Annotated in this window: 21 protein-coding genes and 1 pseudogene; all 22 read right to left on the reverse strand. The window is 51.6% G+C overall.

All coding sequences use genetic code 11. The features are described from left to right. Positions 1-7: 7 nt before the first annotated feature. Complete coding sequence (locus tag DBQ51_RS13440) at positions 8-196, reverse strand: hypothetical protein (RefSeq protein WP_002569177.1); 189 nt, start codon at positions 194-196, stop codon at positions 8-10. Continuing rightward, complete coding sequence (locus DBQ51_RS13445) at positions 193-894, reverse strand: DUF4366 domain-containing protein (protein ID WP_002569176.1); 702 nt, start codon at positions 892-894, stop codon at positions 193-195. Before DBQ51_RS13445 ends, DBQ51_RS13440 begins: the two co-directional genes overlap by 4 nt. Beyond that, entirely contained in the window at positions 887-1,165 is a 279-nt protein-coding gene (locus DBQ51_RS13450) for a DUF4315 family protein (protein ID WP_002569175.1), read from the reverse strand. The genes DBQ51_RS13445 and DBQ51_RS13450 overlap by 8 nt, the downstream gene beginning before the upstream one ends. A 34-nt stretch (positions 1,166-1,199) precedes the next feature. Further along, complete coding sequence (locus tag DBQ51_RS13455; RefSeq protein WP_002569174.1) at positions 1,200-3,269, reverse strand: C40 family peptidase; 2,070 nt, start codon at positions 3,267-3,269, stop codon at positions 1,200-1,202. A 35-nt stretch (positions 3,270-3,304) separates the two neighbouring features. Further along, positions 3,305-4,264 carry a DNA-methyltransferase gene (locus DBQ51_RS13460; RefSeq protein WP_002569173.1) on the reverse strand — a complete coding sequence of 320 codons (960 nt, stop codon included), beginning with the start codon at positions 4,262-4,264 and terminating at the stop codon, positions 3,305-3,307. Continuing rightward, positions 4,261-6,699 carry a VirB4-like conjugal transfer ATPase, CD1110 family gene (locus DBQ51_RS13465; RefSeq protein ID WP_107631817.1) on the reverse strand — a complete coding sequence of 813 codons (2,439 nt, stop codon included), beginning with the start codon at positions 6,697-6,699 and terminating at the stop codon, positions 4,261-4,263. Before DBQ51_RS13465 ends, DBQ51_RS13460 begins: the two co-directional genes overlap by 4 nt. Continuing rightward, a complete protein-coding gene (locus DBQ51_RS13470; RefSeq protein WP_002569171.1) occupies positions 6,650-7,051 on the reverse strand; it encodes a PrgI family protein in 402 nt (133 codons plus the stop codon). Before DBQ51_RS13470 ends, DBQ51_RS13465 begins: the two co-directional genes overlap by 50 nt. Positions 7,052-7,228: 177 nt before the next feature. After that, a complete protein-coding gene (locus DBQ51_RS13475) occupies positions 7,229-8,098 on the reverse strand; it encodes a VirB6/TrbL-like conjugal transfer protein, CD1112 family (protein WP_002595174.1) in 870 nt (289 codons plus the stop codon). Positions 8,099-8,117: 19 nt separating this feature from the next. Beyond that, a pseudogene (locus DBQ51_RS17455) lies at positions 8,118-8,213 on the reverse strand (Maff2 family mobile element protein); the annotation flags it as partial. 86 nt (positions 8,214-8,299) lie between these two features. Then, positions 8,300-9,913 carry a recombinase family protein gene (locus tag DBQ51_RS13485; RefSeq protein ID WP_009255332.1) on the reverse strand — a complete coding sequence of 538 codons (1,614 nt, stop codon included), beginning with the start codon at positions 9,911-9,913 and terminating at the stop codon, positions 8,300-8,302. A 110-nt stretch (positions 9,914-10,023) separates the two neighbouring features. Next, positions 10,024-10,185, reverse strand: a complete 162-nt coding sequence (locus tag DBQ51_RS13490) for a transposon-encoded TnpW family protein (RefSeq protein ID WP_286161366.1) — start codon at positions 10,183-10,185, stop codon at positions 10,024-10,026. 46 nt (positions 10,186-10,231) lie between these two features. After that, the gene (locus DBQ51_RS13495) at positions 10,232-11,074 is read right to left on the reverse strand and encodes an ATP-binding protein (protein ID WP_009255334.1); all 843 of its coding nucleotides are present in this window, start codon (positions 11,072-11,074) and stop codon (positions 10,232-10,234) included. Next, a complete protein-coding gene (locus tag DBQ51_RS13500) occupies positions 11,071-11,817 on the reverse strand; it encodes a phage replisome organizer N-terminal domain-containing protein (protein ID WP_107631818.1) in 747 nt (248 codons plus the stop codon). The genes DBQ51_RS13495 and DBQ51_RS13500 overlap by 4 nt, the downstream gene beginning before the upstream one ends. Further along, positions 11,807-12,013 carry a hypothetical protein gene (locus DBQ51_RS17270; RefSeq protein WP_009255336.1) on the reverse strand — a complete coding sequence of 69 codons (207 nt, stop codon included), beginning with the start codon at positions 12,011-12,013 and terminating at the stop codon, positions 11,807-11,809. The genes DBQ51_RS13500 and DBQ51_RS17270 overlap by 11 nt, the downstream gene beginning before the upstream one ends. A gap of 188 nt (positions 12,014-12,201) precedes the next feature. Continuing rightward, positions 12,202-13,824 carry a relaxase/mobilization nuclease domain-containing protein gene (locus DBQ51_RS13510; protein ID WP_107631819.1) on the reverse strand — a complete coding sequence of 541 codons (1,623 nt, stop codon included), beginning with the start codon at positions 13,822-13,824 and terminating at the stop codon, positions 12,202-12,204. Next, a complete protein-coding gene (locus tag DBQ51_RS13515) occupies positions 13,796-14,191 on the reverse strand; it encodes a plasmid mobilization protein (protein ID WP_009255338.1) in 396 nt (131 codons plus the stop codon). Before DBQ51_RS13515 ends, DBQ51_RS13510 begins: the two co-directional genes overlap by 29 nt. Beyond that, entirely contained in the window at positions 14,178-14,657 is a 480-nt protein-coding gene (locus DBQ51_RS16885) for a hypothetical protein (RefSeq protein WP_199855201.1), read from the reverse strand. Before DBQ51_RS16885 ends, DBQ51_RS13515 begins: the two co-directional genes overlap by 14 nt. A 68-nt stretch (positions 14,658-14,725) precedes the next feature. Continuing rightward, positions 14,726-15,151, reverse strand: coding sequence for a hypothetical protein (locus tag DBQ51_RS13525; RefSeq protein WP_107631820.1), 426 nt, complete (start codon positions 15,149-15,151; stop codon positions 14,726-14,728). A gap of 42 nt (positions 15,152-15,193) precedes the next feature. Next, positions 15,194-15,391, reverse strand: coding sequence for a helix-turn-helix domain-containing protein (locus tag DBQ51_RS13530; protein WP_005946132.1), 198 nt, complete (start codon positions 15,389-15,391; stop codon positions 15,194-15,196). Further along, positions 15,369-15,827 (reverse strand): RNA polymerase sigma factor, encoded by a 459-nt coding sequence (locus tag DBQ51_RS13535; RefSeq protein WP_023921375.1) that lies wholly within the window; start codon positions 15,825-15,827, stop codon positions 15,369-15,371. The genes DBQ51_RS13530 and DBQ51_RS13535 overlap by 23 nt, the downstream gene beginning before the upstream one ends. A gap of 158 nt (positions 15,828-15,985) precedes the next feature. Beyond that, complete coding sequence (locus DBQ51_RS13540; protein ID WP_054324686.1) at positions 15,986-16,690, reverse strand: zf-HC2 domain-containing protein; 705 nt, start codon at positions 16,688-16,690, stop codon at positions 15,986-15,988. Then, positions 16,683-17,195, reverse strand: a complete 513-nt coding sequence (locus tag DBQ51_RS13545; protein WP_003533443.1) for an RNA polymerase sigma factor — start codon at positions 17,193-17,195, stop codon at positions 16,683-16,685. Before DBQ51_RS13545 ends, DBQ51_RS13540 begins: the two co-directional genes overlap by 8 nt. Positions 17,196-17,374 lie beyond the last annotated feature (179 nt).

A 17,374-nucleotide genomic window follows, 5' to 3' on the forward strand; every position in this document is an offset into this window, starting at 1 on the left:
CCTCCTTTCAGCGTTCCGGCGCGGTGTGCTTCTTCTCCTGTGCCTGTTTCAGACAATAGCCGATACAGGGGGATTGCGCCTTATAAGGGCAACGCATACACGCCGGGGATTTTGGAACGGGCGGCGCACTGTCACGCCGCCCGGTGGGTCTTTGTACCATCATTTTTTCTAAAGGGTTTTCGGTAAAAAGCGTCATGCTTCCTCGTCCTCCTGTTCTTCATCAGAAAGCCCGTCCCCCTCGTCCTCGTCGTAATCGTCAAAATCGAAATCTTCAAGGTCGGTGTCGCCCTTGACGTTCTGCTTTGGCTTCATAAACTTAAAATAATAGAACGCGCCCCCGCCGCCAAGAAGTGCCACGACAAGGAAAAGCACAAGCCCGCCTGTATTGCCTTTCTCTTTGGGCTGCTCTGTTGGTTTCTCGGTTTCCGGCTCCGCTTCCTTGCCGCTGCAAGCGGTCATGTTGTCCTTGCAGACAGGGCAGCTCACATTTACCTTTCCGGCTTCGCATTTATCGGTGCAACTGCAAACGGCGGGCGGGGCTGCTTCGGTGCTTCCGTCCTCCATGAGTGCCATAAGGTCGGCTTCGTCCACTTGATTAAGGAAATGTACGGTGTCCTCGCCCTCGTCGTCCCGGTCGATAAGGATATAAAAGTAATTGCCGTTTTTGGTCGTCACTGTGATAAGCTGCTTGTTGCCGCCGAAATCGTCTACAAGGGTCGCGTTCCCGTCCGGGGTAAGGGGTTCTTCCTTTTCGGGTTCCTCATAGACAACGCCGCTGTCGTCGGTCGCGTCCTGTCCCTCCGGGGTCTGTGCAAAGGCGGTGACGGAAAAGCCGCCCGTCAGCATGAGGGCGGCGCAGAGTGCGGTCAAGGTTCTAAGGATTTTCTTATTCATTCTCGGTGTCCTCCATTTCTTCGGTGTCGTGGTCTGCGGGTTCTGCGGGGTAGCCCGGCGCGGCTTCCATGCCCGGAATACCGCCGCCGGAAAGCATAGCGGAAAGCTCATGCGGGGAAAGGCGCATGGAGCGCACAAGCTGTACGATTTGCAGGTTTTCCGCTTCGGTTTTCTGCGCTTCAAGCCCCCTTAATCTGTTCTGGTACTCGGTGATTTTCTCGCGGGTCTTTGCAATCTCTTTGTCGATACGTTCAATTTTGTTCATAGCCATCAATAAATTTCTCCTTTCTTTGCTCAAAAATATGTTAATTCCAGTTCATCAGCCCATAGCCTTTGATACAGGAGTAATTGACGGGGTAGCTCTTTATCTTGCAGGCGTCGCCGGAATTGCCCTCGACGGTATAGACGCGCTCCCCGTCCGTTCCGATAACAAGCCCCACATGGTCTGCGCTCCCGTCCCCGTCCCAGTCGAAAAAGATAGCGTCGCCGGGGGCGATATTCTCATAGCCCCTCGCGCCCCATTGCCCGCGTGACTGGAACCAGGGTACGCCCTGTGACTGGCACCCGGCAAAGCGCGGCTCGCTCTTTCCGGCTTGATTGTAGCACCATGAAACGAAACAGGCGCACCATTCCACGCGGCTGTTAAATCCGTACCAGCTCCAAAAGGGTCGCCCGCCCACGTTGCCGACTTGCCGCTTCGCAAGGTCTACAACGGCGGTGTTGCCGGGGCGTGTGCCGTTTACAAGCTGTACGCCGCTTAAATCCTCGGACGCGCCCATATCGGGGGAGCCGCCGCCGAAAATCAGCGGTTTGTTTCCGCTTGTTTCCAGATAGACGCGGTACATTTCAAGCTGCTGTGGCGTTAGAAGTTCCTCCGCAATCTCGGAAATGGGCTTGTTCGTCAGCTTCACGTTGAGGATATGGTACTCGTAGGGTACTTCCTCGGTGGTCGTTTCCCCTGTTTCCGGGTCTGTGCTTGTTTCTGTGCGGTAGCGGATTTCCGTTTCTTCTGTCAGCGTCAAAGTGTACTGCATGGCAAAGACGCGATTTAGCTCTGCCTGTGCGCTCTGCGGGGTGTAGGTCTGTAAAAGGGCGGTGAGGTAGGACGCTAACTCATGGGGGTTATGCCCGATACTGTCAAGGTCATAGCGGTATTCGTCATAGCCGGGGTGGGTGCTTTCGATATTGTCAATCTGCTGCTGAAGCTCGTTTTCCTTTGCGGCGTAATTGTTCTCCGTCGCCACAAGGTCGCTGTCCTCCGACGTGTAGGAAGTCCCAAGTATGCCGTTCATCAAGCCGGAGAACATGGAACCGCAAGAGGAAAGCCCCGCCGATACCATGATGAATAAGAGTAGCGCGGCAACGGCGATACATACGCCCGCCGGGTGCCGCCCTACAAAAGCGATTGCCTTTTTTGTTTCCTCGGCGGTCTTTTTTGCCGCCTTGCGGGTGTTCTCTGCGGCTTTCTGCGCCGTTTTTGCGCCGCCTTTCCTTGCCGACTTTGCATACTGCCGCTTGATTTGCTGCTTCTGCATGAAGCGGGAAAGGGGATTGCCCGCAATCTGCGGATTGTCATGCAGGGCTTTATGGTACTGAAAATCCACATTCGCCTTGAACGCCGCTTTCTCTGCCTTTGCCGCCGCCCGGTAGGGTTTGAGCTTGTGGCTGTGGTAGCCCTCCTTGACTTTCCGCGCCCCGTACTTTGCGCCGCGCTCTGCCAGTTCTTCGGATTTGTGCGCCCCCTCAACGCCGGAATTGTCCTTTTCAACGGAATGTATCTTGTTGTGGACGAAAATACCCGCTTCCTGTGCGGGGCGGGATAGCGGGTTATTGTGGGGCTTATTCTTTCCTATGGGCTTTTCCTGTTCCTCAAAATGTAGGCGGGTCTTGCCTTTCCCGGTGGCTTCATCAAAGGTGCGCTCCCGTACAAGTTTCTTTTCTTTGGGGATAGCCGCCTTTGCCGCGTCCAGACGGTCGGCTGCTTTGTCCGATTTTCGGATATACCTTTCAAGCTCCGGCGTTGCCCGTTCCTCGTCGGTAAACTGCAAGCGGGAAGATTTTTCTTTTGCTGTGGCTTCTGCCTGTGCTTTCCTCGCCGCCTTTTTGCTCGCCTTTCTGGTACGCGCCCCGTCGATACGTTCCAAGACGCGCTCGGCTGCTGCGGTGTCCTGTTCCCGTTCTGCCCCCGGCGCATGGGGAAGCGGCGGCGTGTCGGTTAAGGGCGGGGAAGTTGCGCCGCCCGGTAGGGGCTGCGCTGCCTGTTCCGGCTGCGGTGGGGCTTCGGTCTTTGCAAAGTCCGCGTCCCTTATCCGCTTGCTGATACGTTTCTTTTTCCCGGTAGCGGCGTTTACCTCGACAGCCCCCTCGCGGGTCATTTTCTGCGTGACTTTTTCACGCGCCTTATATTGTTTTATGTGTCTGTCCCTCCAATCCGCGCCCTTGCAAGGGCGCAATACTCGGCGTTTATCTCAATGCCTATATAATGCCTGTCAAGCTGCTTTGCGGCTGCCCCCGTCGTGCCGCTGCCGAAAAAGGGGTCAAGCACAACGCCGCCTTTCGGACAGCCCGCCTTGATACAGGTTTCGGCAAGTTTTGGCGGGAACGCGGCGAAATGCCCGCCCTTGTAGGGAACGGTATTGATAAGCCACACGTCCCGCCTGTTCCGCATGGTCGGCATGAGGGCTTCGTCGTAGTAGCTGCCGCTTCGCGCCCGGTTAAGCCCCTGTACGTTCCCCTGTCCGGGTACTTCGTCCGCATATTTCTGTCCCGCGCTGCGCCCGGTGCGGTACCGCGCCGCCGTTGTGGGGGCTAACGGCTCGGCTATGGCGGCTGCGTCATAAAAATACTTCTTTGACTTCGTAAGCAGAAAGATATGTTCATAGCAGCGGGTAGGGCGGTCTTTCACGCTCTCCGGCATGGGGTTTTCTTTCTGCCAGATAATGTCGCTCCGTAAATACCACCCGTCAGCGCGTAGGGCAAAGGCTAAAAGCCAAGGGATACCGATTAAGTCCTTTTGTTTGCAGCCGGAAACGCGGTTGTTTCTTGCAATCTGCTGTCCGTTTCTGCCTTTCGGGTTCTTCGGGTCTGCATGGTAGCCTTTATTTCCTGTGCCGCAGTAGGTGTCCGCGATATTCAGCCAGAGCGTACCGTCAGAACGCAGTACCCGGCGCAGCTCGCGGAAAACCTCGGTCAGCCTGTCAATGTACTGCTCCGGCGTGTCCTCCCGCCCAATCTGCATATCAAGCCCGTAATCCCTAAGCGCATAGTAGGGCGGGCTTGTGACGCAACAGTGTACGCTTTCCTCTGGAAGCTCCCGCAAGGCATAGAGCGCGTCCCGGTTGATGATTGTGTCAGTTTTCAGCCCGTTCATGCTTCGCCCACTTCCTCCGGCTTCGTCGTCATTACCCGGTAAAGCTCGGTGTCTTTCGGGAAGCGGTCTACAAAGGGCAGCACCACGTTCCCGTAGAAGATAAGCCCCTCGCCCGCTTCGGTGTGGGTGACATACTTCATCTGCTGCGGGGAGATGTTGAGCTGCTTTGCAAGGATAGCCCGGTCGCCCGCCGCCTGATTGAGCATGAGGACAAAATCAGAGTTTTCAAAGATATTCTCCACTTCGCGGGAAGCAAGCAAATCTTTGACGTTCTGCGTGATTGCTGTGGGTATGCCGCCCCATTTTCTGAAACGCTTCCAGATTTCAACGGAATAGGCGGCGGTCTGTTCCTCTTTCAAGAGAAGATGAAATTCGTCCATAAAATACCGGGTGGATTTCCTTTCTGCCCGGTTGACGGTGACGCGGTTCCATACCTGGTCCTGCACAATGAGCATACCTAATTTTTTGAGCTGCTTCCCAAGCTGCTTGATGTCAAAGCAGACAAGGCGGTTTGAAAGCTCTACATTCGTCCTGTGGTTAAAGACGTTAAGGCTCCCGGAAACATAAAGCTCCAACGCCGCCGCGATACGCGCCGCTTCCGGCTCCGGCTGCTTCAAAAGCTCGTTGTAGAGGTCGCCCAAGATAGGCATTTTCTCCGGGTCGGGGTCTGCAAGGAAAGGGCGGTACACGTTCCTAACAGCGCGGTCAATGACGGTCTTATCGACGGGCTGCAAGCCCTCCTTGCCGCCTATGACAAGCTCGCAGAGGGAGAGGATAAAGTCGGATTTCAGCGCAAGGGGGCTGTCGTCCTCGCTGTAATTGAGGTTAATATCCATAGGGTTCACATACTGGGGCTTCCCGTCAATGCCCTTGCCCGTAGGCGATAACTGTATCACTTGCCCGTCAAGCCGCTGCACAAGGGAAAAATACTCTGCTTCCGGGTCGCAGATAATTATGTCGTCGTCGGTAATGAGGAAAGCGTTTGTCATTTCCCGTTTGGCGGCAAAGGATTTCCCGCTTCCCGGCGTACCCAAGATTAAGCCGTTGGGGTTCTTTAGCTGCTTGCGGTCGCAGAGTATCATGTTGTTAGACAGGGCGTTTAAGCCGTAATACAAAGCCGCGCCCGTCTGAAAAAGCTCCTGCGTGATAAAGGGGATAAAGATAGCGGTGCTTGACGTGGTAAGCCCTCTTTGAATGGGGATAAGGTTCTCCCCAAGCGGTACAGAGGACATAAGCCCCGCTTCCTGTTGGTAGTCAAGGCGGGTTAAGGCGCAGTTGTTCTTCTGTGCAATGCCCGCCGCCGCGAATACGTCATTTTCCAGTTTCCTTTTTGTGTCTGCCATGTTCACCACAAGGAACGTCAAGAGGAACATTCTTTCATTCCGGCTCTGCAAGTCCTGTAAGAGGTTCTTCGCTTCGCTGCCGAAAGTGGCAAGGTCGGACGGGATTATATCCATGTCGTAGCCGCTGCGTACCGCTTTTTTCTGTTCTTCGATTTTCATTTTGTCAAGGTCGGTGATTTTCCGCTTGATTGTCTTTATGGCTTCGGTCTGGTCGATACTGTGGATATGCAGATTGACGATAACGCCCGTTTCCAAGTCCAGAATGTCAGATAAGATACGGTCGTTTAATTCCGGCGCAAGGATTTCAAGGAATGAAACCGCGCCGATTTTGCGCCCCATGCGGAAATACCGCCCCTCGCCAAAACGGAAAGAGGACGGGGCGATAAAGTCCTTTGTGGAAAGCCCGGACGGGGCAAGCCATGAAAAATCAAAGGCAAACTGCCCGCCCTCCGGGTGGAAAATGCCATGCAGCATTTTAAGGCGTTCATAGCCTGTCATGGGGCGGGCAGACACGCCCAAGAGCTTAAAGTTGTTGAGTACGTCCGTTTCGATACGGGCAAGGCGGGATTTCGCCGCGCCCAGACTGTCGGCTTCAATGGCAAAGGTGATATATTTTGCTTTGACAAGCCCGTTGTTGCCCTTTGCAAGCTGGTTTTTCAGCATATCCCGGTATTCTGTGCGGATAGAATTGAAAGCGTCCTCCTGTGCCGGGATATTGACCGCCTTTTCCGCTTCGCCGCGCTGCGTCCCCTGATTGATGAAAGAGAGCTGCACCGAAACGGAAGCGTCAAAGTAGTTGAGGAAGTCGCACCAGTTCTCAAAAATGGCGGTCTTGTCGTCTGCCTGTGCAAGCTGATAGTTAATATCTTCAAAGGCGACGGTCTTTGAGTATTTCCGTCCCGTAACCTTGCAGATACCGTCCGGGTACATCTGGATATAAGGGATTGTCTGCTGCGCGGTGTGCGCTTTCCCGTCGCCCTTTGCCTGTCTGATGATTTCCGCAATCTGCTTTTTCTCGGCGCGGGTGAGCTTGCGGGGCGGGTTAGGCTTTGCGCTTCCCGCCGCGCTGTTTCTTCGTGTTTCCTTTTGCAATCGCTGATACCTCCTTTTCAAGTTTTCTCTGCCGTTCTAAGACGGAATAAAAGTTGTCTGTCCTGTATGGTCGTTCTTTGGGGGCTATGAATTTCGTCTGAATGATGTTCTTCACCACCACTTCAAGGGGCTGTCCATGCTTCTCATACATGGCAAAGAGGAAACAGGGCAGCATGACGGCAATCATAGCCATAGACGCAAGGCTTGTGCCTGTGCTGTCTTTGAGCAGAAAGAAAAGCGGCAAGCCGAACAGGAGAGCCGCCGCAAAACATACAATCTGCCGTTTGGTAAGGTTGAACGCTACTTTTGTCTTGACTTTGGATAAGTCTTTGGGTACGGGTACATACGCCAAGTGAAAACCTCCTTTCTCTGGGTTTGGTGTTGCTGTAACTTCCCATAAGGGTAATCAAGGCAAAGGTCAATCTATGCCCTTTGCCCGCCCGTATTATATGGGGGTTATCCGCGTCAAGGTCGGGTCGTATTTTCGCCGCTTCGCTCTGAAAATCTCCACCCTGCCCTTGACACGCCGCTAATGCGCGGAGAATATCGACTTCGCCAGTGCGCCGGATTTGAACAGGGAGAAACAGAGGATAACGGTATAGGCTGCAAGGGAGAATATCGCGCTGTGCAGATTGTCCGCTATTATCATGTTGTTTACCAGAACCGCGTAAATGCCGACGCATATCATAATGAGGAAGCCTTGAAAACCGATAGCGAACAGGGATTTGAGGTAGTTGTTTCCTATCTGCCCCCATTCCCGGTTCGTCATTGTTGCAAACGGGATAGGCGATACCGAACAGTAAAGGTAAATCTCTATCATGCGCCCGTAGAGGATAACGGTTATCAGTACGGACATGATTTTCATGCACAAGCTCACAAGGCTTGTTTCCATGACAAGTAAGAGCAGTTCGGGGATTTCCATAGCGTCAAGCCCGTCCTGCATGGAAGCAAGGGCGGCGGCAACATCAATCTCTGTGCTGCCGCCGATTACCCCCGCCGCGCCGGAAACAACGTGCTGCGCCATATCGAACACCGCCATAGTGATGTCAAAGGTGTGCGTCACAAGGTAGACTGCCACAAACGCCTTGAACACCCACTTGAAGAACATGGAAGTGTCAACGTCGTGCATATTGTTCTTTTCCGTTACCATGCTGATAAGCTCATAGCATAGGACGTAGGTAATGACAAGCCCCGCAATGGGTACGATTACATTCTCACTAAGGGTCTGTATCATGGAGAATATATTTGCGTTCCACCCTTGCGGGGTCTGCCCTACCTCTGCGGCGATAGTGCCGACTTTCTCGTTTACGTCCCCGAACATAGTTGACAGATTACCGTTTATGGCTCCTATGAGGATTTCCTTTATCCATTCGTTAATCGCGTCAAGTATGCTCTGCATAAGCCTTTACCCGCGCTTCTTAACCGAACAAGCCGGAAAGCAGCGGTACAAGGGTCATGCCGATAAGGGCAACGCCGCCGCCCGCCATAAGCTGCTTCATGCCCTGGCTCTTTGCTTATGTGTGATAAAGAAGTAATAGAAGTGTAAAAAATTTTGCCGTTCCTATCCGGCACTTGCGCAGGGTGTCGGATAGGTCGGGCTTTATTCTTCGGGCAAGTCAATCTTGCCTACAAAGCTGTAATAAATATCAATGCGCTGGCGGCGTACTTCGTTCTCGTCATACTCACATTCATAAACAACGATTTTCTCCACCATTTCACGCAAAAGAGTGTGTGTCAGTTCTTCGATAGAAAGGTACTTGCGGACAACGCTCATAAACTTTTCAGCGTTTACCGTGGCTTCCTGTGCCTTGTCCAGCTCGCCCTGCAAAGCGGCGGCTCTGTCTTTCAGTTCCCGCTGCTCGGCTTCGTAGTCTGCGGACATTTCCATGAAACGCTCATCACTGATTTTCCCGTTTACATTGTCCTCATACAGACGCTTGATGTAGCGGGAAAGTTCTGCAATGCGGCTCTGCACCTGTTCAAGCTGCTTGGCTGCCGCCGCCAGCTTCCGCTTGCCGCCCATTTCATTCTGCTGGATAAGCAGCTTCACGAACCGGGCTTCGTGCTTCTGTGCATAGGCGGTCACTTTCCGCAGATTGTCCAGCACACCCGCCGTCAAAAGGTCGGTGCGAATGAAGTGCGCCGTACAGTCGGCGGTGCGCTTCTTATAGCTGCCGCAGATGTAGCAATCCTGCTTTCTCTTGTCGGTCTGATACCGCTGCTGGTACATCACATGACCGCAGTCGGCGCAGAACAGCAAGCCGGAGAACAAGCCCACATCATCGTAGCGGTTGGGGCGTTTGCGCTGCTTGCGTAACTCCTGCACCCGTTCCCATGTCTGCAAGTCGATGATTGGCTCATGGTGGTTCTCGAAAATCGCCTGTTTCTCAATGGGATTGTCTATGCTGTGCTTCATCTTGTAGGACGGTTTTTCCGTCTTGAAGTTCACAAGACAGCCTGTGTACTCCCGGTTTTCCAGAAGATGAACAACAGTATTGGTCGCCCACTTACATTCATAGCCGGGGTGGTAGCGGCGTGTGCTGCCTGTGCGCTGGTATTCCAGCGTCCCCGGCGTGGGGATTTGCTGCTCGGTCAGCATACGGGCTATCTTGGTAGGCCCGTTTCCGGCAAGGCAAAGCTGGTAAATCTGCTTGACTACCGGGGCGGCTTCCTCGTCAATGATGAAATTCTCGTCATCGTCCATGAGGTAGCCGTACACGGGCTTGCTGGTAACAGGCTTTCCGCTTAGACCTTTTGCTTTCTTAACTGCCTTGATTTTTTTGCTCGTATCTCTCACCATCCATTCGTTGAAAAGATTACGCAGCGGGGTAAAATCGTTGTCGCCCATTGCGCTGTCCACTCCGTCATTGATAGCGATAAAGCGGACGCCTTTCTGTGGGAAAAGCATTTCTGTGTACATTCCCACTTGGAGATAATTTCGCCCTAAACGTGACATATCCTTGACTATGACTGTGCCGACTTTTCCGGCTTCAATGTCTGCAAGCATGGCTTGAAACCCGGGTCTTTGGAAGTTCGCACCACTATAACCATCGTCCGTGTACCAGCAGAGATTGGTAAAGCCGTTCTGCTTGGCGTAGGTTTCTAAAATGCGCTTTTGGTTGGATATAGAGTTGCTCTCCCCCTGCAATTCATCTTCATGGGATAATCTCGGATAAAGGGCGGTAATAAGGTTTTGGGTTGTCTGTCTTAACATGGTTTCCTCCGTTTCTGACAGCCAGCCCCACTATTCCGTACTTCGATTGTACCACATGGCGGGGCGGCGTGTATAGCGGCAAAATGTGAAAAATGCTTCTTTACCGCCCGTCATATTGCCGATTTTTGTGTAGCAGCTTCCGCTTCCAGCACCTTAGCCATTTTGTCGGCTGCGGTTTCCGTGGCACTCTGCTTGAAAAAGCCGGACACCACAAGAACAGAGTTCCCTATGCGGATTTCCGTCACGCAGTCGGCGGGTGCGGTGCTTTTCATGCTGTGTTTGATATGCTCTTTTTTATCGGTCATAGGCAAACTCCTTTCAATCGTTCATCAGCTTTTTCAGCCGTTCCATTTTCTCCTGTGCCTTTTCCCTGCGGAAATTCACGCCGGAGCAGCAGACAGGGGTACACATCTCTGTTACCCGGTCATAAATCCGCTTGTGGGCTGTGTCCGGGGGATTGTTCAGCTCGTCAAGGCTTAGATTGGTTGTGACGATCAGCGGCTTTTCGCTTCGGTAACGACTGTCAATCACATTGTAGACCTGCTCTAAGCCGTACTCTGTTCCACGCTCCATTCCAAAATCATCAAGAATAAGCAGCGGATAGCGGCAGAGCTTGGAAATATATTCGTTCCTGCCCTCAAAGGTGGCGGCAAGGTCATTGAGGACAGCGGCGAAGTTCGTCATTTTTACGGAGATTTCCTGCTCCATGAGGGCGTTTGCAATGCACCCGGCAAGGTAGCTTTTGCCTGTGCCGACGCTGCCCCAGAGCAGATAGCCGATGTTCCCGGCTTTCATGTCCTCCCAATGCTCCACATAGAAACGGGCGGTTTTCATCTGCGGGTTTCTGCCGTTGTCATTGGCAAAAGTCCATTCCCGCATAGCCGGGTCGGTAAAGCCCAGGCGTTTCAGTTCTTCTACCTTGTCCCGGTGCTTTCTCTGCTGTTCGGCGGCTTCACGCTCCATGCGCTGCGCCCGCTGGCAGTCACACTCTGCCGGGTGTCGGTCACGCCCGAACAGGGCAACCTTATCAGCCGGAAAATAGGCTTCTTTCGGTGTCCGGCACTTGCCGCAGTAGAGTAGACCGTCCTCACCTGTGTAGTCCTCCGGCTCGGCGGTGGCTGCTGGTATCTGTAAACTCATATCTTCAAAAGCTGGTTTCATAGACTTTCTCCCTCCTTGTAGCTGTAATCGGGTATGCCCTTTTTCGGGGCAGCTTTAGCGGTATCGTCAGCCGCCCATCTGCGGATAGTGGCGGCATGGTTCTTGTATTTCCTCCCGGTAGAAGCGATATAGCCGGATAGCCGGTCAATGTAATACTCCCATTTGTCGGGCAGTTCTGCTTTCAGTTCAGAAAGCTCTGTATCTGTCAAAATCACATTTTTATATCTGCCGTAAGCTGCGGGGGCGGCTCGTCCCGGTTTTAACTCTCTCTCTTTTTCTATCTCTATATCTATCTCTTTCTTTATCTCTATCTCTGGTGGACAAATGTCCGCTTTTGCTTCGGACACTTGTCCACTAAGCCATTTTTGCTCTGAAATCTTCATTCTTGCCCTGCGCTTACGCTCCCCCTCGGTAGAGGACTGACCGATGAAAAGCTCGATATTGCTCATATACAAAGCCCCGTTGTCCAGCGGTTCAACAAGCCCCAGTTTCATAAAGATTTGCAAAGCCCTCTCGACTGTGCCGACCTGCTGGCGGGTAATGGTGGCTATCATTTGGGCGGTGTAGGGGATATTTTCGTCAAGCTGCAAAGTGCCGCCGTATTTCAGCGATTTTAAGTACAGCTTCAAGAGGATATTGGAATACAGCATACCGTCCTGCATACTTTCCAGCAGCACGATAGCGTCATCGTCAAAATAGCTTTCTTTCAGTTTGAGGTAATAATATTTGCGGTTATCTGACATAATCTTGGTTCTCCTTATCTGTGGGGCGGGCTTTCCATCTCTTTGAATAATACCGGGGGCAGAGTACCACGATAGCCCTAAAACTCTGCTTGCAGTCATGGGTACAGCCCCGGCAAAGGGCATTGAAAGTAATGCGGTTTCGCTCATTGAGGAAGAACGCCCATTCCAGCCGCCGCTTCTTGCTCATTCTCGGCATGAAAAAACGCTCCTTTCTTCGGTTTGGTCGGGTATGAGGGGACAGGGGCAAAATCTGTATGTTCCCGGTGCCATTTTCGGGAAAAATCTGCCCTGTAAGCCCCGTTGGAAAGGTCAGGGGTATTGCGGATAGGGTATGGCATACCCCCCTGCCTTTTGTATGGTTTCGGTATCATTTCGGGGCGGTTTTTAACGCTCCTGTTCATGCTTTTTCTGTCGGCTCGGTGTGCCGTGTAGTATCTGCTCTGCGTTCCGTTTGGCGGTGGCAAGCTGCTCATACTCGGCTTTTGCGGTGCGGTAGGTGTTGTAAGCTGCGTTTTTCTCGGAAATGAGGGCTTCAATCTCCGTATTCAGCTTGGAAGTGGCGGGCAGCTTCTTTCCCGGTGCAAGCACCTTTAGCTGGCGCAGGGCAGCTTCATAGATGATAAATTCCGCTTCGTGGGACTGGCGGTAGTTCTCCGCTTTTCTGCCGGACAGCTTTTTATGAGCGTCAATGGTGGGGCGGGTGCGGCGGTAATCGTTGACAACCTTTCGCAGACTTTTCTTGTCGGAAATGCTCTGCTCAATGCCCCGCAGACTTTCCCTTGCTTCGGAAAGAGCTTTCCGGCTGCTCTCCACGGCTGCGTCCAGCTTGTCAAGGTCAAGCAGTTCGTTCTCCATGAGGAAGTTGTGGGTAGCCGCCATCTGTTTGAGGTTGTGCAGGGAAGCCCAACGGTCATAGCCCACGCCCTTGCCCTCAGCTCGCTTGGCTTCCCGGTCAACCATGCGCTGCAAGGTGTTGTCTGCCGGGGCGGTTTTTGCGGTTTTTTCCTCTCGCAAGCGTTCCTTTTGGGTGTGGGGGTATTCGGGTATGGCTGTGGTCTGTTCGGCGGCTCTGTGGGCGTTCTGCGTGAGCAGGGCAAGGACAGCAGCCTTGTCAAAATCGTCCCCCAGCTTCCGGGCTGTGATAGGCTTTGTCCTGTCCGGCGTGAGGTAGGAAAGCCGCCCCCGGCTCTCCTTGACAGTTACGCCCTCCCGCAAAAGCAGGGAAGCAAACTCGTCAAAGCTGCCAGCTTGGGAAAGTGCCTGCCGTATCGTCCGGCGCAGCTTCGCCTTGTCCGTTTCAAACTTGGTGGGCTTGGTCGGCTGTCCGGTGGCTTCTCTGGCGGCGTTCTCTTTATCAAGGGCAAGCTGCCCTTTCTTCTGCGCCCAGTATTCACGCTCGGTCACTCGGTTCTTGCTGCCATGCAAAAGGTCAATCTGATACAGATTTTCCCGGTGGCACATCTCCATGACTTCGGACTTGAAATATTCCATAGCTGCGTCTGTGCAGCGGTGCTTGCAGCCGTCCTTCGTGTCCGCTGGTCTGTCCATGTAGGGCAGAAGCGGGACGGCTTCAATCCGCAAGCTGTTTATGACGATATGCACATGAATGTTGCCAGAGTGATTGTGCCCGTCCGGGTGGGTGCAGACAATGGCTTGGTGTCCGGGGAAATGCTCGTTGCAAAATTCCTCGCCCAGCGACTGCGCCTTATCAACGGTCAGACCGTTGTCCGTTCCGTCCCGTGGGTCAAAGCTGATGATATAGTGGTGGGATTTCACATCTTCCCGTTTTTGGTTCTTGCCATAGCGGAGATTGGAGCGCAGACAGGCAACAGCAAAATCTTCTTCGCCGCAGTTCAGCGTGGCAAGGCGGTAGCCCTCACGGGGAACAAGCCGCCCGTTTTCATCAAGGGTGGGTTTCATGATAAACTCGTCATGCTCAAAAGTGAGGTAGGCTTCCGCTGCTCCGTAGTCGGCATTTTTAGAGCTGATATGTTTGAATGTTGCCAACAGCTTCACCCACTTTCTGCAAGACTTCAAACTTCAAGGCTGCAAGGTCGGAAATGGCGGCTCGGACTTCGCCGGACAGGGCGTTATACGGTACGCCGTATTCGTTCAGATACCGGGCAATCTGATTGAGGTTGCCGCCGATCCTGCCGTATTCGGCGGTCAGCTTCCCGACAGCGGCAAGCAATTCATCATTGACCGGGGAAACGGTAACAATGGGGCGTATGGTTGCCCGTGTAATGGCTTGCCGGATAAATTCGGACTGGCTCATACCATAAGGGGCAAGCCGGGCGGTAAAGTCGGCGTATTCTTCATCGGTCAGCCGGGTCTTGACTACCCTGCTGCGGTGGGGCATGTTATATCGTTTCATAGGTGGTTGACCTCCTTTCTGTGCGTGGTGTCCTCTCACTAATAGGAGAAAAACGGGGTGTGTAGCGGAACTGTTTTTGAAATAATCCGAAAAGAATTTGCGGGAATTTTTCAAGCGGCGTAAGCCGCATAAGCAGGGTTTGGGGAAGGCACTCCCCAACAAGATTCCCGCAAGGACAAAATGAGCGATAAGCGAAATTTGGTACTGCGGTAGAATCTTGCTCTAAAAAACTACCGCTTTCCTCGGCGGCTCTGGTTTGCGGATATACTGGCTTGCTCCACCAATATAGCGATTGCGGCGGCGTGTTCTGCCCGCTGTTCACCACTACAACGGTGAAAAGGGGTCGTTTTGGCAAACGCAGCGGAAATTTTTTTGTTTTCCCTGTCTGCTCCCTACAACAATCCGGCGGTGTGGTTTGCCAAAGATTTTTGAAAATGGACGCAAAAAAAGCAGTAAACCTTTTCAAGATTTACTGCTTATCTGCCGCTGTGATGGGCGGCGGTATTAAATTGTCAGCCGTTTTTCAAATGGAATTTATCTGCAATCGCTTTCTTTCTGCTTTCCAATTCCTTTTCTGTAATCTTCCATAATCCTAACGCAATGATCTGCTATCTTTTGCATTCCGAGTTCTTCAAAAAAGGCAATTTGTATTTTCATCATTTCTTCACAAACAGTCAACTTCTGCTCATCCATATTGCTAATAGCAAGCCATGGGAACGCTTTATATTTCTTAGTGTCCCCAATGAGAAAATTGTACCCTATCAACTCATTTTCACGGAAAACGAAATAGAATTGTGGGCCTGAACCTGGAACTGACTTTTCCATAATTTGCTGCATTGTTCTCACGCCGCCGTATGCCGGAAAAAAACCTATTCGCTCAAGAGCATTTAATATGTCAATCCTTTTATCTGTGGGTATGTCTCTATAATTGATAATCTGTTCCATTTGCTCTACCCTCATTGAAGTTTAATTTGTCAGGCTCTAATTATACAACTTTTCTGTTTAGCGGTCAAAGCGGAACTTCAACAGGCTTTCTATCAGTTGCCTGACGATATGCTCCTGCATATCCGTGTTAATCTGTCCGTCCATTTTCGCACAAGAGCGGATATATCCCGCATAATGGGATAGGACGGCGGCAACAGCTTCCGGGTCGCCCTCGCTTGCCTTAACGATTGTCTCATAGGGAAGTAGCTGGCTCATAGGACAAACCCTCCAACTCTGCCCGTAGCCGCCGTAAAATCATCTGAATACGCCGCCCGGTTGTGTTGCCAGCCCGTCCATATCTCCGTCCAATCTCCCTATGCGTCAATCGTTGGAAGTAGTACAAGAAAATGATTTCCTGTTCCATCTGTGATAGTGCGGACAGGGCTGCGGCAAGCTCTGGACTTTCCAAAAGCACCATCTGACCACAGACGAAAAGCGGATAGCTGGTCATGCCGGATTGCTCCGCAAAGTATTTATCTGTGGTACTGAATGGATAGTGTTTTTCTTCTATCAGATATTCAAGCGAGATTTCCCGCTTGCGGCGGCTCCGTATGCTCCGGGCTGCGTCTATGGCAGCGTGGCGAATAACAGTCTTGCAAAAGGCATCGTGTGTATGCCGGATATGTTCTTGATACTTTTCGTGTTCGGTCATGGAAAATCCCCCTTTCTGAATAATGGCAGAGGGCGGCAGCATCTTGTGCTGTCGCCCTCTTGATTACCGAACAGCAAAGACGGGCGGGGCTGTCAACGGCGGCGCATTTGCGCCGTTCATCTTGACCGTTGACAGGCTCGGCTGGGTTTGCTATCTGCTCACGGCAATTCACTCTCATTGATAGGAATTGCCTCAAGTTCCGTATTCAAATTGTTCCAATAAGAGCCGATATCCGCACTTGTGAAATACTTAAAACCGCCTGCTGCTGACTTCAATTCGCCGTTTTTAACCCCATAGCAGGCGTAAATCAAATCGTAGCTTGTTCCATCTGAGAGGTTAAATCTAAAGCTGGTCACATCTGCTCCGGCAGTTTCCTCAGTCGTTTTGTCTTTTAGGGATAAGCCCTTGAACTTATCATACAGGGTCTTTATATCATTTTCAGCAACAACTACTTTCTTTTCTGCTGATGCAGGCACTCCGTCATAGTGGTACATTTCAACGTTTTCGACATCTTCAACCTCAAATGGGAAGTTGATTTTGACAGGCTCATAAGCAATGTTTATAGGTAACAGAAAGAGAGCTGTAAAAATTGCAATGATACAAAGAGCGATGGAAACGAGAACAGCAATCGTTATCTTTTTTCTGCCTCTCTGCTTTTCTTTTGCCTCATGGCGCATAATAACGCTTTCGCTTTCTTCGTGAAGAACATCTTCGCTCGTGTGAGAAAGCAATTTCTGATAAATTGCGTTACAGTCAGCACAGGCGTTCAAATGCTCTTTTACCATCTCTGCGCTTGCTTCGCTGCAAGCACCGTCAACATACAGCGGAAGAATATCTCGAACAATATCGCATTGTTTACTCATGCTTTTCATCCATCCTTTCTTGAATTTTTAGCTTTGCACGATGATAAGTAACTCTCGCCCATGATTCTGTTTTTCCAAAAATTGCAGCGATTTGTGAAAAAGATAGTTCCCCGAATACGCGAAGCTGAAAGACTTCTTTGTATGGTTCTTCCAAACGGTGAAGAACGAGGTGTATGCGGAACGCCATGTCAGAATCTGCAACTGAGTTCTCAACATTTTCATTTGATGGCAAGTCATTGATTTCACTCACATCAGCTACTCGCTGACGGCTTCGCATTTCATCATGGTAAAGGTTTTTTGCTATGGAGCAGAGCCATGTCAATTCATCTGACTTACCTTTGAATTGTGATGTTGTAGAAACAGCCTTATAGAATGTGTTCTGCGTGATTTCCTCTGCTATCTCACGATTTTTGGCAAGAGAAATAGTATACGAGTATACCTGTAAATAGTAGGCTTTATAGAGCTTTTCATAGTCCATACTTGTCATCACCTCCTTCAGCTTCATAGGTTAGACGGAGAAATCGGAATTTCGTTACAAAGAAGTTTGAAATTTTTATACCTTTACGCTACTCTTGCTTTGTGCGGACTATTGGTAGACGCGCATTAACGGCAAGTAAAGAGATTGCTGTGTCAGCTTGATATGTTCAAATGCTAATTAAGTATAGCATACAGCTATGAATTTTT

Source organism: Agathobaculum massiliense (genome assembly GCF_900291975.1).
In the GTDB taxonomy this organism is placed as follows: Bacteria; Bacillota; Clostridia; order Oscillospirales; family Butyricicoccaceae; genus Agathobaculum; species Agathobaculum ammoniilyticum.